Origin of the sequence: Aurantiacibacter sediminis (genome assembly GCF_016019885.1) — a bacterium.
Lineage (GTDB): Bacteria > Pseudomonadota > Alphaproteobacteria > Sphingomonadales > Sphingomonadaceae > Alteraurantiacibacter > Alteraurantiacibacter sediminis.
In genome coordinates this window covers 862501-876384 of sequence record NZ_JAEANY010000001.1, presented here as the reverse complement: position 1 = coordinate 876384, position 13884 = coordinate 862501, and the positions used below count along the sequence as shown (strand labels likewise).

11 protein-coding genes, 1 tRNA gene and 2 rRNA genes (1 of these 14 only partly in view) are annotated in these 13884 nt (G+C 58.5%); 5 read left to right on the top strand and 9 right to left on the bottom strand.

All coding sequences use genetic code 11. The annotated features are described in order from the left end of the window. The first annotated feature begins 17 nt into the window (after positions 1–17). On the top strand, positions 18–3854 hold the full coding sequence (locus I5L03_RS04480) for a PKD domain-containing protein (protein ID WP_197920483.1): 3837 nt from the start codon (positions 18–20) through the stop codon (positions 3852–3854). Between the two features lie 84 nt (positions 3855–3938). On the opposite strand, the gene I5L03_RS04475 is transcribed toward I5L03_RS04480, so the two are convergent. After that, a complete protein-coding gene (locus tag I5L03_RS04475; RefSeq protein WP_197920482.1) occupies positions 3939–4391 on the bottom strand; it encodes a MaoC family dehydratase in 453 nt (150 codons plus the stop codon). Between the two features lie 111 nt (positions 4392–4502). On the opposite strand from I5L03_RS04475, the gene I5L03_RS04470 reads away from it, so the two are divergent. The 4 genes from I5L03_RS04470 (at position 4503) to I5L03_RS04455 (ending at position 7532) form a co-directional block, all read left to right on the top strand. Further along, positions 4503–4781 carry an I78 family peptidase inhibitor gene (locus tag I5L03_RS04470; RefSeq protein WP_197920481.1) on the top strand — a complete coding sequence of 93 codons (279 nt, stop codon included), beginning with the start codon at positions 4503–4505 and terminating at the stop codon, positions 4779–4781. 67 nt (positions 4782–4848) lie between these two features. Then, positions 4849–5244 carry a hypothetical protein gene (locus I5L03_RS04465; protein ID WP_197920480.1) on the top strand — a complete coding sequence of 132 codons (396 nt, stop codon included), beginning with the start codon at positions 4849–4851 and terminating at the stop codon, positions 5242–5244. Between the two features lie 78 nt (positions 5245–5322). Then, the gene (locus tag I5L03_RS04460) at positions 5323–6468 is read left to right on the top strand and encodes an acyl-CoA dehydrogenase family protein (RefSeq protein ID WP_197920479.1); all 1146 of its coding nucleotides are present in this window, start codon (positions 5323–5325) and stop codon (positions 6466–6468) included. 8 nt (positions 6469–6476) lie between these two features. After that, entirely contained in the window at positions 6477–7532 is a 1056-nt protein-coding gene (locus I5L03_RS04455) for an enoyl-CoA hydratase/isomerase family protein (RefSeq protein WP_197920478.1), read from the top strand. Here I5L03_RS04455 and I5L03_RS04450 read toward each other — a convergent pair. The 8 genes from I5L03_RS04450 to I5L03_RS04415 form a co-directional block, all read right to left on the bottom strand. Then, on the bottom strand, positions 7529–8323 hold the full coding sequence (locus tag I5L03_RS04450; protein WP_197920477.1) for a fructosamine kinase family protein: 795 nt from the start codon (positions 8321–8323) through the stop codon (positions 7529–7531). The genes I5L03_RS04455 and I5L03_RS04450 overlap by 4 nt on opposite strands. After that, positions 8320–8787, bottom strand: coding sequence for a low molecular weight protein-tyrosine-phosphatase (locus tag I5L03_RS04445; protein WP_197920476.1), 468 nt, complete (start codon positions 8785–8787; stop codon positions 8320–8322). Before I5L03_RS04445 ends, I5L03_RS04450 begins: the two co-directional genes overlap by 4 nt. Then, positions 8784–10118, bottom strand: a complete 1335-nt coding sequence (locus I5L03_RS04440) for an alkaline phosphatase PhoX (protein ID WP_197920475.1) — start codon at positions 10116–10118, stop codon at positions 8784–8786. Before I5L03_RS04440 ends, I5L03_RS04445 begins: the two co-directional genes overlap by 4 nt. Positions 10119–10233: 115 nt before the next feature. Further along, entirely contained in the window at positions 10234–10836 is a 603-nt protein-coding gene (locus I5L03_RS04435) for an HD domain-containing protein (protein WP_325100079.1), read from the bottom strand. A gap of 102 nt (positions 10837–10938) precedes the next feature. Then, positions 10939–11015, bottom strand: a tRNA-Met gene (locus tag I5L03_RS04430). Positions 11016–11247: 232 nt separating this feature from the next. Beyond that, positions 11248–11362: ribosomal RNA gene (gene rrf, locus I5L03_RS04425) — 5S ribosomal RNA — on the bottom strand. 27 nt (positions 11363–11389) lie between these two features. Next, positions 11390–11527, bottom strand: coding sequence for a hypothetical protein (locus tag I5L03_RS04420; protein WP_197920474.1), 138 nt, complete (start codon positions 11525–11527; stop codon positions 11390–11392). 14 nt (positions 11528–11541) lie between these two features. Continuing rightward, a 23S ribosomal RNA gene (locus I5L03_RS04415) occupies positions 11542–13884 on the bottom strand (it continues 445 nt past the right edge of the window).

Sequence of the window (13884 nt, the reverse complement as noted above, 5' to 3'; positions counted from 1 at the left end):
AATCAGGGGTCAGATACATGCTCTCGAAGAATATTCGCCGTTCGCTCATCCTGGGCACAGTTTCTTCAATCGCTATCGCAAATCAGGCTCTCGCCGGAACTGCGACCGCGCCGACCATTTCAAATTATTCTGCTTCAGGATTCGAATGCTCGGTCACTACACAGGCCGACTATACCGGCACCACCGCAGATTTCGTCAATAATTCCACCGGCAACGGTGTCGATCAATTTCAGATCGTCGGGCAGGATGCAGCGGGTACCGACGTTACGTTCAACAACACTTTCAATGTTGATGTCGGGACTACCCAGTCGAATTTCGCGCGTACCGTCGGCTTTCGCACTGCGAATACGCCTTCGGTTCAAGGTGCACCATCGATTGTCGTTTTTGACCGCAACCAAACTTCGCGTGTCGCAACTCTCGGATCAGTATCCGTAGATCTAGCACAGATGAATGCGGCAGGCGGTGCTTGCTCTTCGGTTGCCCAGCAATACGGCTTTGTCCCAGCCGGGACCAACCAGCGACCGGTCGCAGATGCAGGGCCAGACGAGCCTAATCTTGTTCCCAATCAGCCTTTTGTCATCAATGGTAGCCAATCGAGTGACCCGGACGGCGATCCGTTGACTTATAGTTGGCGGCAGGTGTCCGGCTCCAGCATCGGCATCGGCAATACCAACTCATCGACACTCACCGTGACACCGCCCTCTCGCAGGCTTAGCGATTTGTCATGGACCTTCGAGCTTACGGTTTCTGACGGCAATGGCGGATTTGACAGCGATCTTGTCGTGGTGGAGCTTGAGCGGAATCTCGAACCTGTGCCGGATGCCGGCCCGGATCAGAACGTTCAGGGCGGAGCGCTGGTGCAGCTAGACGCTACTGGCACGACGGACCGTGAAAACGACCTACTGACCTATACATGGTTTCAGCTTTCCGGACCGACGGTGACGCTCACCAATCCGAATTCCGCCACACCAACGTTTACCGCCCCACCAGCATCTGCGACGGCAACGGAAATACGCTTCAGCCTGCGGGCGGATGATGGCTTAGGCCGACGCAGGCTTGCGGAAGATCTCGTCTCGATATTCGTGCAGCCAACCAGCAACAATGCACCTGTCGCGGATGCAGGGCCGGATCAGTCCACTGTCGGGAACTCATCGGTTACTCTCGATGGCACTGGCTCGAGTGATCCTGACACGGATCCCCTAACCTATAGCTGGGTCCAAACAGGCGGCCCTGCCGCCACGCTTTCTGACGCCAGCATCGCACAACCGACATTCCGCACGACGAATGTACCGGGCATCAGCACATACACTTTCGAACTGACGGTAACCGATCCCGACGGTGCAAGCTCCACCGATACGGTGGTGGTCACTTCGACAGGCGGTCTCATCATCGTTTTCCCAAATCTCGATCCGGTGGCTGACGCCGGAACGGATATCACCACGCAGATCGGCGATACGGTCACTTTGGACGGCTCGGGATCGACCGATCCAGACGGCAATATCACCAGCTATTCCTGGAACCAGGTGCTCGGCCAACCCGTCGCGCTGTCCGATCCCAATGCCATCCAGCCGACTTTCACCGCGCCGACAGCAGTTGGTCCGCAGACATTGCGTTTCGAATTGGTCGTGACGGATAATGACGGTGCGCAATCATCCGACTTCGTCGATGTGATTATCCCGGTCGGGGCAAACCAGGCCCCGGTCGCAGTTGCGGGAACGAGCGGGAATATCACTGCAGACGCCACAATCGTTCTCGACGCCACGGACTCAATAGATCCTGAAAACGATCCACTGACTTACAGCTGGACGCAGGTTTCCGGCACTGCTGTGACCATTGCTAATCCCAATCCAGCAAATGGCCAGACCACTTTTGTCGCCCCTGCGTTGACAAACACCGCACAGCCGCTTGTTTTCGAAGTTGCGGTGAGCGACGGTACAACCACAAGCACTGACCGCGTCACGCTCACCGTCGTGGCAAACACGCCGCCTACGGCCGATGCAGGGCCTGACCAGACTGTTCGCGGCGGCGAAACGGTCGCGCTCAATGCTACGGGCTCGAGCGATCCCGAGCAGCCTTCCGCGCTGACTTTCGATTGGGTCCAGACGGGCGGTCCGAGCGTCTCGCTCAGCGACCCGAATGGACAGCAGCCCACTTTCACCGCTCCTTCGGGATTGGCTTCCACGACGCCGTTCACTTTCGAACTGACGGTGGATGATGGCCTGACGACCACCACCGATACGGTTGTGATCAATGTCCAGCCAAATAGCGCGCCGACCGCTGATGCCGGTGCCGATATCGGCCCGATCGACAGCGGTCAGACCGTGACGCTCGATGGAACCGGCTCCACCGATCCGGATGGCGACACGCTGACCTATAGCTGGACCCAGACGTCTGGTGCACCGGTCACACTGAGCGATGCGACGGCGGCGGCTCCCACTTTCACGGCACCGCTTGTCAACGGCACGCAGTCGTTCGAATTCCAGCTGTCGGTTTCCGATGGCATCTTCACCCGGAGCGATACCGTCCGTGTGACCGTTCAGGCGCTGGGCACCGTCACCATCGTCACCAATGTGATCGGTGCGGATGAGACTGTGTCCTTCACCACGAACGTGCCGGGCCTTGCCTCCAGCGTCACCACCAGTGGCGGTACAGGCACGATTACAGCGGCGGATGTCTCTTCGGGCAGCTACAATTTCGCGGTGAATGATCTGCGCGCTGCCGGATACGCTCTTACGGGCATCTCGTGTAACGACACCGACAGCGCGGTCAGCCTGCAGAACGGCACGGTGGCCTTGGAACTCTCACCAAGCGAGAGCCTGGTCTGCACCGTAGAGCTGACCGACACGCGCACGGCAGCGGAACAAGCCATTGGCGAATTCCTTGGCGGCCGCAACGCGCTGCTCATGTCGAACCAGCCGGACCTGCAACGTCGCCTCGAGCGGCTGAGCGGTCAGGCTGCGAGTGGCGGCTCGGCCCAGATTGGCCAGGTGGCTGTTCCGGGAAGTGGCGCCTTGCCGGCGGATATCCGCATCAACTCGGCCAATCGCAGCATCTCCACCAGCCTTTCCATGGTGCAGACCGCTCTGGGTCGCCGCGAAGGTCAAAGCGATTTCGACATCTGGTTCGAAGGATCGCTGGCCGATGTGACGATCGGCAATAATCGCGGCACCTTCGCGATCGCCTATGCCGGTGTCGATTACCTGCTGAGCGAAGATCTGCTGGTCGGCGCGCTGGTCCAGTTCGATCGTTTTGACAATGATGCGGACACGCTTGGCGTTGGCCAGGCAGAAGGCGATGGCTGGATGGCCGGACCTTATGTCACCGCGCGCCTTGCAGAAGGCTTCTTCGTCGATGCACGCGTCGCCTTCGGCAGCTCGGATAACACCGTCTCGCCATTCGGCACCTATGTCGATGGGTTCGAGACCGACCGCATGCTCGCCAGCGCCTCTGCGATCGGCGACCTTGAAGTTGGCGAAGGCCTGACCTTCTGGCCGGAGCTTTCGGTGCGCTACCTGCGCGAAGACGTGCAGGGCTATGTCGACACGCTGGGCGTTGCCATTGCTGACGCGCGGATCGATCAGGGTGAAGTCGCCTTCAGCCCGCGTCTCGATTACCGCCTCGAAAACAGCAATGGCTGGACCTACGCCCCATACGGCCAAATCGAAGGCGTGCTGACATTCGGTGCAGACACCTATTCGGTGGTCGAGAATGGCCTGCGTGCGCGCGGCTCGCTCGGGATGGATGTGGTCTCACCGGGCAATGTCCGCTTCGGCATTGCTGGCTTCTATGACGGCGTTGGCCAAGATCGCTTCGAAGCGGCAGGCGTCACCGTCAACCTATCCTTCGGCTTCTAATCGCGCTTTTCAAAGCTTGGGGGGCGGGCGCCTCGAACTTCGGTTCGGGGCGCCCTTCTTTTTGTCCGGCAGCAACCGGTTGCGTTATGCGGGCCGCTTGTTCTGCAGGCTGGCGCGCTTGCAACTCGCAACCATAACATCATCCTGATTGTAGGCGCGGTGAGCGAAGGTGACGATGCCCTGCGTCGGGCGGCTCTTGCTTTCGCGCAAATCAAGGACTTCGCTTTCGATCCGTAGCGTATCGCCAATGAAGACAGGCGCAGGAAAGCGCACTTCATCCCAGCCAAGATTGGCCGCCGCCGTGCCAAGCGTCGTGTCATGCACGCTGATCCCTACCATCAGGCTGAGCGTGAAACATGAATTCACGAGCACCTGCCCATAGTCGGTGCCTTTCATATATTCGGCATCCAGATGCAGGGCGGCCGGATTGTGCGTCATGGTGGTGATCATGACGTTGTCGGTCTCGGTCACGGTGCGGCGCAGCTGGTGATCGAAAACCTGTCCGACAGTAAATTCTTCAAACCACAAGCCTGCCATCGCCATATCTCCTTTGCAGCGCCTCCTAGCGCGCGGCTTCGAGAGAGGCTAGAACAGATACCGAGGAGACCGATTATGCGACCAATGCTCACCCTCGCTGCCACCCTCCCAATGGCTTGCGCCCTTGCCGCCTGCGCCACCGATGACGCTGCAGACTTGACCGAAATGCCGGTCCGCGAATCCGCCGGTGAATGCGATGCGGGGCCGGTGCAGTACCACGCGGGTCATACGGCGACTGCTGCTATGGGCGAAGCCATGCTGGAAGAGTCCGGTGCGCGGCAATTGCGCTGGGTTCCGCCGCGCACGGCTGTCACGATGGATTATCGTCCCGATCGGCTGACCGTCTCTTACGACGATGACCTCGTGATAGAGCGCATCAATTGTGGCTAATGCGTCAGCAAATTTGTAACTCATCCTCTGCTAAATCGACATCGCCACACGAAACGGGATTCGAAAGATGCGCCTGAAAAGCCTCGGTCTTCTGCCTCTGCCATTGCTGATTGCAGCATGCGGCAGTGATCTGGATAGTCGCAATGAAGCCGCCGGCGTCGATCGCAACGGCCAGCGCGAATTCGTGATCCAGCAGCCGCAAAACCGCGGGCAAAGCTCCGCACGGATTGTCGGTTCGGAAGGCGCCGCAGCATTCCAAGGTTTCGACGATACAGAAGAGCAGGAAGAAAGCGCGCGCACTGGCAGCGATCGCGGCGACGCAGGAGACGACGATGAAGAGGTTGTTGTCGATGCCGCGCCCGATGAATTGATCGATTCCGCCCAAGGCTTTTCGGCGGAGCCGATGGACGACACCACAGGCTTCGATCCGTCCCCGGAGCCGCTCGAAACCTTCGGCGACTAAGCGCTCTCGATACGGGCCACCAGACTGGTTGCACCTGCAATCACTTCCTGACATGGGAGCGAGCAGGAGATTTATGCAATGACTGGACAGTTTCAGCTCAATGAAGACCAGCTCGCCATTCAGGAAATGGCGCAGCGGTTTACTGCCGATAATATCACCCCACATGCAGGCGAATGGGACGAAGAACACCACTTTCCCGTCGATCTGATCAAAAGCACGGCAGAGCTCGGCTTTGGCGGCATTTATGTGAGCGAGGAAAGCGGCGGAATCGGACTGGGCCGGCTGGAAGCGGCGCTGATCATGGAAGCCATGGCCTATGGCTGCCCCACCACAAGCGCCTTTATCTCGATCCACAATATGGCCGCATGGATGATCGACACGTTCGGATCGGACGATCTGAAGGGGCGCTATCTGGACGATTTGATCGGCATGGAAAAGCTCGCCAGCTATTGCCTGACCGAACCCGGCAGCGGTTCCGACGCGGCGGCGCTGAAAACCAGCGCGAAGCTGGATGGTGACGACTATGTGCTAAACGGCACCAAGCAATTCATTTCTGGCGGCGGCGTGAACGATGTTTATCTTGTCATGGTCCGTACTGACGAGCACAAGACACGCGGCATCACCGCGCTTGTGGTCGACAAGGACACGCCTGGTGTCAGCTTCGGCGCACCCGAAAAGAAATTGGGCTGGAATGCCTCACCCACGGCGCAGGTCATCTTTGAAGACGCGCGCGTGCCGGTTGCCAACCGCATCGGCAGCGAGGGAGAAGGGTTCCGCTTCGCCATGGCCGGCCTTGATGGCGGACGCCTCAATATCGGGGCGTGCTCTTTGGGCGGAGCGCAGCGATGCCTTGATGAGGCGATTGCCTATTCCAAGGATCGCCAGCAATTCGGCCAGCCGATTGCCGATTTCCAGAACACCCAATTCATGCTTGCCGACATGGCGACCGAGTTGGAGGCAGCGCGTGCGCTGCTCTATCTCGCCGCTGCAAAAGTCACCGACAACGCGCCGGACAAGACGCGTTTCTCCGCAATGGCCAAGCGCCTCGCCACCGATAGCGGCAGCAATGTCGTCAACAATGCGCTGCAGATTTTCGGCGGCTACGGCTATTTGCGCGACTATCCGATCGAGCGTTTCTGGCGCGACCTGCGCGTCCACTCGATCCTCGAAGGCACCAACCAGGTGATGCGCATGATCGTCGGCCGCGATTTGCTGCGGCAGTAAGGATTTTCATGACCCAAGACGTAAACATCCACGCGCACGACGCGATCCTGCACATCTCCCTCAATCGCCCGAAGGCGCTGCACGCGCTGACCCAGGATATGTGCGAGGCGATGTCGGATGCGCTGCTGCGCGTGCGCGAGGATGAAAAGCTGCATGCTGTCATTCTCGATCACGCCGAAGGCCGCGGTTTTTGTGCAGGCGGCGATGTCGCAATGGTGCGCAAATCCGCGCTGGAAGATGACGGCAAAGCAGGCCGCGCATTCTTCCATGCGGAGTATCGCCTCAATCACCTGATGTTTACCTATGGCACACCCATCGTCGCCTTCATGGATGGCGTTACGATGGGCGGCGGCGTGGGCATCTCTCAGCCCTGCGAATTCCGCGTCGCGACCGAAAACACGATGTTCGCCATGCCCGAAGGCAATATCGGCCTTTTCCCGGATGTCGGTGCAAGCTGGTATCTGCCACGCCTGCCGGGCGCGACCGGCAAGTTCCTCGCGCTGACCGCGGCGCGGCTTGATGGCGCGGAATGCCTGTGGGCAGGTCTCGCAACGCATTACCTCAAGAGCGAAGATACCGCCGAAGCCAAAGCGCGCATCGCGGCGGGCGAAGATCCGAGCGCTGTCCTGACCGACATGTCCGCCACTCCGCCGCCTGCCCGTATTGCCGAGAATAGCGACAAAATCGATCTGCTGTTCGGCCCCGACACCGTCGAAGGCATCATCGAAGCACTCGAGAATTCAGACACCGAATGGGCGGAGAAAGAGCTGAAGGCTGTCAGGGCAAAGTGCCCGACGACCAGCAAGGTCGCGCTCCGTCAGTTTACCGAAAACGCCAATTGCGAAACTTTCGCTGAAAACATGGTCATGGAATACCGCGTCGCGAGCCGCATGATGCTGCGCCATGACTTTGCGGAGGGCGTTCGCGCCGTGCTGATCGACAAGGACAACGATCCCGCGTGGGATCCCGCCAAGCCTGAAGATGTGCACGAGGCACTGATCGAAGGCATTTTCGCCGAAGACCCAGCCGGCGGCGAGTGGAAGCCCTTTCCGCAGCTTAGTTAAAATCCGAGCGTTCGCAGCGCATTCGTTACGGAGTTTTTGTAGGTGTCTCCGAACAGGCGCAGATGCACCAGCAATGGCCAAAGGCGATAGATCGGCAGGCGTTCGCGCCAGCCTTCCTCCAGCTCCAGCGCCTCGAAAAATTCATGCGGCGGATGATCGAACATGGTGAGCATCGCAACATCGACTTCGCGGTGACCGACATAGCTCGCCGGATCGATCAGCGCGGCAAGCTTGCCTTGATGAAAGAGGATGTTCCCACCCCATAAGTCGCCGTGGAGCAGTGAGGGCGTCGGGTAAGCGGGAAGCAGATCGGGCAGGCTCTTGCTCAGTGTTTCAAGTCGTCGCGCGATGGAGCTATCGATCTTTTCCGCGTGGCAAAGCAGGCGGCACTCAGCCCAGAACCGAGGCCAGTTCTCGGTTCGCGAATTGGCGATACTGATCGTGCCGAAGGCGTAATCATTCTCCCAACCATACAGTTCATCGCGGGGAGCGTGTAGCTGCGCGAGTGCGTCAGCAAGGCTCTCCCAGCCCTTGACGCCGTCCGCATCGACATAATCCATGATCAGCAGATCGTCTTCGCCGTGCCAGACGCGGGGAGCGGGGGCGCCAGTCTCAGCGATAGCTTTCAGCATCGCGCCTTCGCGCGTTACCAGTGGTCCGCTTTTGGCAACAGCTTGGCGGCCATCCGCCAGATCGACAAGGGTAGCGCCGCCCAAATCACCGCCTTGCAGCTTTCGCCCTCCGGCAATCGTGCTGCCGGTGATTGCTTCAAACCGATGCTGCCAGCTCACGGCTTGAGACGCGCGACCAAAACGGCGGCCGCACTGCTTACATCGCTCCAGGCAATCTCGAACCCGTCGGCATCGCCGTAATAGGGATCGGCCACCGCATCGCCTTCGCGCCCCGGTACGATATCGAGGAGGAGAGCCACTTCCGCTGTCCCATCCGCGGGAGCCAACCGCTGCAAATCCGCCAGATTCTGAGCGTCGAGCGCGAAGATATGCGTGAAGCGCGTGAAGTCGTCCGCCGTCACCTGCCTGGCCCGTAGGCGGGAAATGTCGACGCCTTTTTCACGTGCCGTCGCGACGGCCCGGCTGTCAGGCGGATTGCCAACATGCCAGCCACCGGTCCCGGCACTGTCGATCGCGACATCCAATCCGGCATCCCGAGCCGCGACCCGCAAAGCGCCTTCGGCCATCGGCGACCGGCAGATATTGCCGAGGCAGACGAACAGAACCGAAGGCGCGCCGCTCATGCAGTCGGCCACGGCCCTGTGATCGCGAGCGTCATGGTCGGCGAATAGGCGTTCACGAACAGCGTCTGCCCATCCGGCGAGAAACAAGCCCCGGCAGGCTCGGTCTGCAAGCGCAGCCGCCCAAAAGCATAGGCCTCACCCGCAGGCGTGATACCGCGCAGGTAATTGTCGACCGTGTCGCCATACTGATCTTCACAAACAATCAGGTCCCCGAAAGGCGAGACCACAAGATTGTCGCCATAGCTGTATTCCGCCGCCTCAGGGCTTTCATAAAAAAGCTCGAGAAGATCGACGCTTTCAGGTCGCGGCGTAAAGCGGAAAATCTGACCCTCGCCTGCCAGGCCTCCGCTGGTGGCGGTAAAATACATCTCACCGTCGCCCATCCAGATCCCTTCGCCGCGCGCGAAAATGGCCGCGCCCCGATCTGCGCCACGCTGGCGCAAATCATCATCGGGCGCTTCGACATTATCGAGCGTGATCCATGTTGCCGGCACCGGTACGTTGGCGGCCAGGCGCGTAGTGCCATCTTCCGAATTGCGCGTGTCCTGCATGCCGTCGAGCACCAGCGCCTGCAGCGTGCCGCCTGCAGCGAGGTCGCCCGGCACATCGGGAATGAAGCGATAGAAGAGCGAATCCCCGCGATCTTCCGTCATGTAGACAATGCCTGTGCGCGGATCGACGCAGGCGGCTTCGTGATTGAAGCGGCCCATGGCGCGCAGCGGCTGCGGATCGACGAGGCCGCCGCTATTGGCAGGCACTTCGAAAACGTAGCCGTGGTTCTGGTTGAGGCGTCCCTCGGACTCCTCGACCGTGGTCGTATTTTCCTCGCAGCTCAGCCAAGTGTTCCACGGCGTCACGCCGCCTGCACAATTGCGGATCGTACCGGCCAGGCTGCGATACTGCTCCTGTACCTCAAGCGTCTCGGCATCGAGGATGATCGTCGTCGTGCCACCGGGCAAGGCAAGCAAGCTGCGCGCGATGGTGTCATATGCCGGGGCAACCGCAATCACATTGTCCGCAGAAGGGCGCAATTCATGGTTGCGCACGAGGGCGATTTTGCCATCGCCAATGTCGAAGCAGCCCATACCGTCAGCCGCGTCAGGCACGCCCTCGCCATCGTCCATCATCTCTCCCGAGCGTGAAATGACACGATAAGAAAAGCCGGGAGGCAAGTCGAGCACACCTTCTGGGTCTGTCTGCAGCTCGCCAAAGCGATTGGCGACCGGCATCGAACGGACAGCCGCCGTATTCGACGCGCAGCCGCTCAGCAGGATGCCTCCAAACGCAGTCGAGGTTGAAGCAAGAAATTTGCGACGATCGGTTTGCAACATAAAACGGTTTTCCCATGAGAAATCTTTCACGCATGTAATAGCGCAAAATGGCATCCTCATGTCACCCGGACTTTCGCTTGTGCATAGTGAATTTGGGCTGAGACGCAGTCGTGCCTCAAGCTGTGTGAGATGCAGAAGAGAGGCTTTCCATCTCCGCCACGATGAGAGCGAGGCGATTTGCACCTGGTCCCGGTACCAGTGCTGAAAATTGCTCCACCAGAGACCGATAGTACCACAGGGAGCCGGCACGCTTACCAGTGAAGCGCTCCCACACAATGTTTCCGTGCTCACGCAGATCATGCACGATCGCAGATGCGTTATGTGTCTTGTCGGCGATGCTGACTTCGAGCGAGGCGCGAGGCTTCTTGCCGAGGCTCTCAAGATATGCGGTTTTTCGCTCTCGCCACGGTGGCTTCGGCTCACTGTCACTGTCTGAGTTGTCGATTACGATGTCGGCCACGCGATCACCGAAGAGTTGCCGGATATCGGCAGCACGATCCAGTCCACCTTGATCCTGGACTGCATCATGGAGCAAAGCGGCGATCGCTTGATCTTCATCAGCGCCATCCTCCAGCGCAAGGCTGCATACGCCCAGTAGGTGCGAGACGTACGGTATCGATCCGCCTTTGCGGACCTGCGTTCGATGGATGCGGCTTGCATAGGCCAGTGCCTCATCGAACCGCTCGGTAAGCAGGGGTGCGTCAGTATGCGGATCCACTGGGTTTCTCCTCTCGTAAGCTTTATTTGAATTCCGAAACGCAGAAAAGCCCGTCAGCTGATGCTGCGGGCGAACGTTTCGAATTTTACATTGGGTTTTAGGTGGTTGCGGGAGTTGGATTTGAACCAACGACCTTCAGGTTATGAGCCTGACGAGCTACCGGACTGCTCCATCCCGCGTCACCTATTGTGCCTCAAGCGCCGGCGCCGACATCCGTCGGCTAGGCTATCCTCGCTCTCGACAGCAGGCTGTCTTGGCTGCGGACGGCCAGTCGGCCTTGCGGATCCTGCGGATCCGAACGACATGCCTCAAGCGCCGAAGCGTCAGAGACAGAAAAGCCGCCGCTCGGTGAAACCGGCAGCGGCTTTTTGAAATCGTGAATGGGTTACCTTGCTGCTCGCCGGCTATAATGCCTGGCGGCGACCTACTCTTCCAGTGCTTAAGCACTAGTACCATCGGCGCTACCTGGTTTCACGGCCGAGTTCGAGATGGGATCGGGTGGGTCACAGGCGCTATGACCACCAAGCAATAAAGCCGGCGTGCGGGCAAGGTTTTAAATCGATGCACCAATCATGGTGTTTGTGCGTTTGAAGGCGTCACCCGAACCGCCGCTTGCGCGGTCGGCACAGGCATTATCCGGCTTTGAGAATTCCTCCTCAACACCAGTCTGAGTGATACTCAGGCCTGACATTGATGGTGGGATCCAACAAGCGCGAACAGAACTATTAGGACTGGTTAGCTCCACGCATTACTGCGCTTCCACACCCAGCCTATCAACGTGATGGTCTATCACGGTTCGATGATTGCTTATCTCGAGGGAGGCTTCCCGCTTAGATGCTTTCAGCGGTTATCCCGTCCATACATAGCTACCCTGCTGCACCGCTGGCGCGATGACAGGTACACCAGAGGTATGTTCACCCCGGTCCTCTCGTACTAGGGGCAACTCCTCTCAACAATCGACGCCCACGGCAGATAGGGACCAAACTGTCTCGCGACGTTCTGAACCCAGCTCACGTACCACTTTAATTGGCGAACAGCCAAACCCTTGGGACCTGCTCCAGCCCCAGGATGTGATGAGCCGACATCGAGGTGCCAAACACTGCCGTCGATATGAGCTCTTGGGCAGTATCAGCCTGTTATCCCCGGCGTACCTTTTATCCGTTGAGCGATGGCCCTTCCACGAGGGACCACCGGATCACTATGACCGACTTTCGTCTCTGCTCGACTCGTCAGTCTCGCAGTCAGGCAGGCTTATGCCATTGCACTCTCGCAGCTGGTTTCCAACCAGCCTGAGCCTACCATCGCGCGCCTCCGTTACTCTTTAGGAGGCGACCGCCCCAGTCAAACTACCCGTCACAGAGGGTCCCACTACCGGATAACGGTAGTTGGTTAGACATCAGAAAACAGCAGGGTGGTATTTCACCTATGGCTCCACGCGGACTGGCGCCCACGCTTCAAAGCCTCCCACCTATGCTACACAGCTCTTTCCTAATGCCACTCTGAAACTGCAGTAAAGGTGCACGGGGTCTTTCCGTCTAACCGCGGGTATCCCGCATCTTCACGGGAACTTCAATTTCGCTGAGCATATCCTGGAGACAGTGGGGAAGTCGTTACGCCATTCGTGCAGGTCGGAACTTACCCGACAAGGAATTTCGCTACCTTAGGACCGTTATAGTTACGGCCGCCGTTTACTGGGGCTTCAATTCGGAGCTTGCACTCCTCCTCTTAACCTTCCAGCACCGGGCAGGCGTCAGACCCTATACGTCGTCTTGAAGCCGACTTAGCAGAGTCCTGTGTTTTTGATAAACAGTCGCTACCCCCTGGCCTGTGCCCCCTGAAAAGACTTGCGTCGATCCAGGGCCTCCTTCTTCCGAAGGTACGGAGGCAATTTGCCGAGTTCCTTCAGGATACTTCACTCAAGCGCCTTGGTATACTCTACCTGACCACCTGTGTCGGTTTCGGGTACGGTCTATATGAAGAGGCTATTTCCCGGGACAACTTGGCAGCCCAACCAATCCAATAAGGTTGAACTACTTCCGCCATCCGTCACACATCTTCAGGCCCACGAATATTAACGTGGTTCCCATCGACTACCCCCTTCGGGCTCGTCTTAGGGGCCGGCTTACCCTGCGCCGATTAGCGTTGCGCAGGAACCCTTGGTCTTTCGGCGAGAGGGCATCTCACCCTCTTTATCGCTACTCATGTCAGCATTCGCACTTCCGATATCTCCACCGTCGGTTACCCTTCGGCTTCATCAACTTACGGAACGCTCCGCTACCGCTGCAGTAAACTGCAACCCTAAGCTTCGGTGCATATCTTTAGCCCCGTTACATCTTCGCCGCAGGAACCCTTATTTAGACCAGTGAGCTGTTACGCTTTCTTTAAAGGATGGCTGCTTCTAAGCCAACCTCCTGGTTGTTTTGGGATTCCCACATGCTTTCCCACTTAGATATGACTTGGGGACCTTAGCTGTAGGTTAGGGCTGTTTCCCTTTTGACGACGGACCTTAGCACCCGCCGTCTGTCTGCCAGACAAGACTCAATGGTATTCGGAGTTTGGTTAGGTTTGGTACCGCTCGCGCAGCCCTAGCCCATCCAGTGCTCTACCCCCATTGGCATACATCTGACGCTCTACCTCAATAGATTTCGCGGAGAACCAGCTATTTCCCGGCTTGATTGGCCTTTCACCCCTAAACACAAGTCATCCGATAATTTTTCAACATTAAACGGTTCGGCCCTCCAGTGCGTGTTACCGCACCTTCAGCCTGCTCATGCCTAGATCGCCGGGGTTCGGGTCTAATCCAACATACTTAGTCGCCCTATTCAGACTCGCTTTCGCTGCGCCTACACCTAACGGCTTAAGCTTGCATGTTAGATTAAGTCACTGACCCATTATGCAAGAGGTACGCTGTCACCCCCTATGGGGCTCCAACTGATTGTAAGCATCCGGTTTCAGGTACTGTTTCACTCCCCTAATCGGGGTGCTTTTCACCTTTCCCTCACGGTACTGTGTTCGCTATCGGTCATGTACGAGTATTTAGGCTTGGAG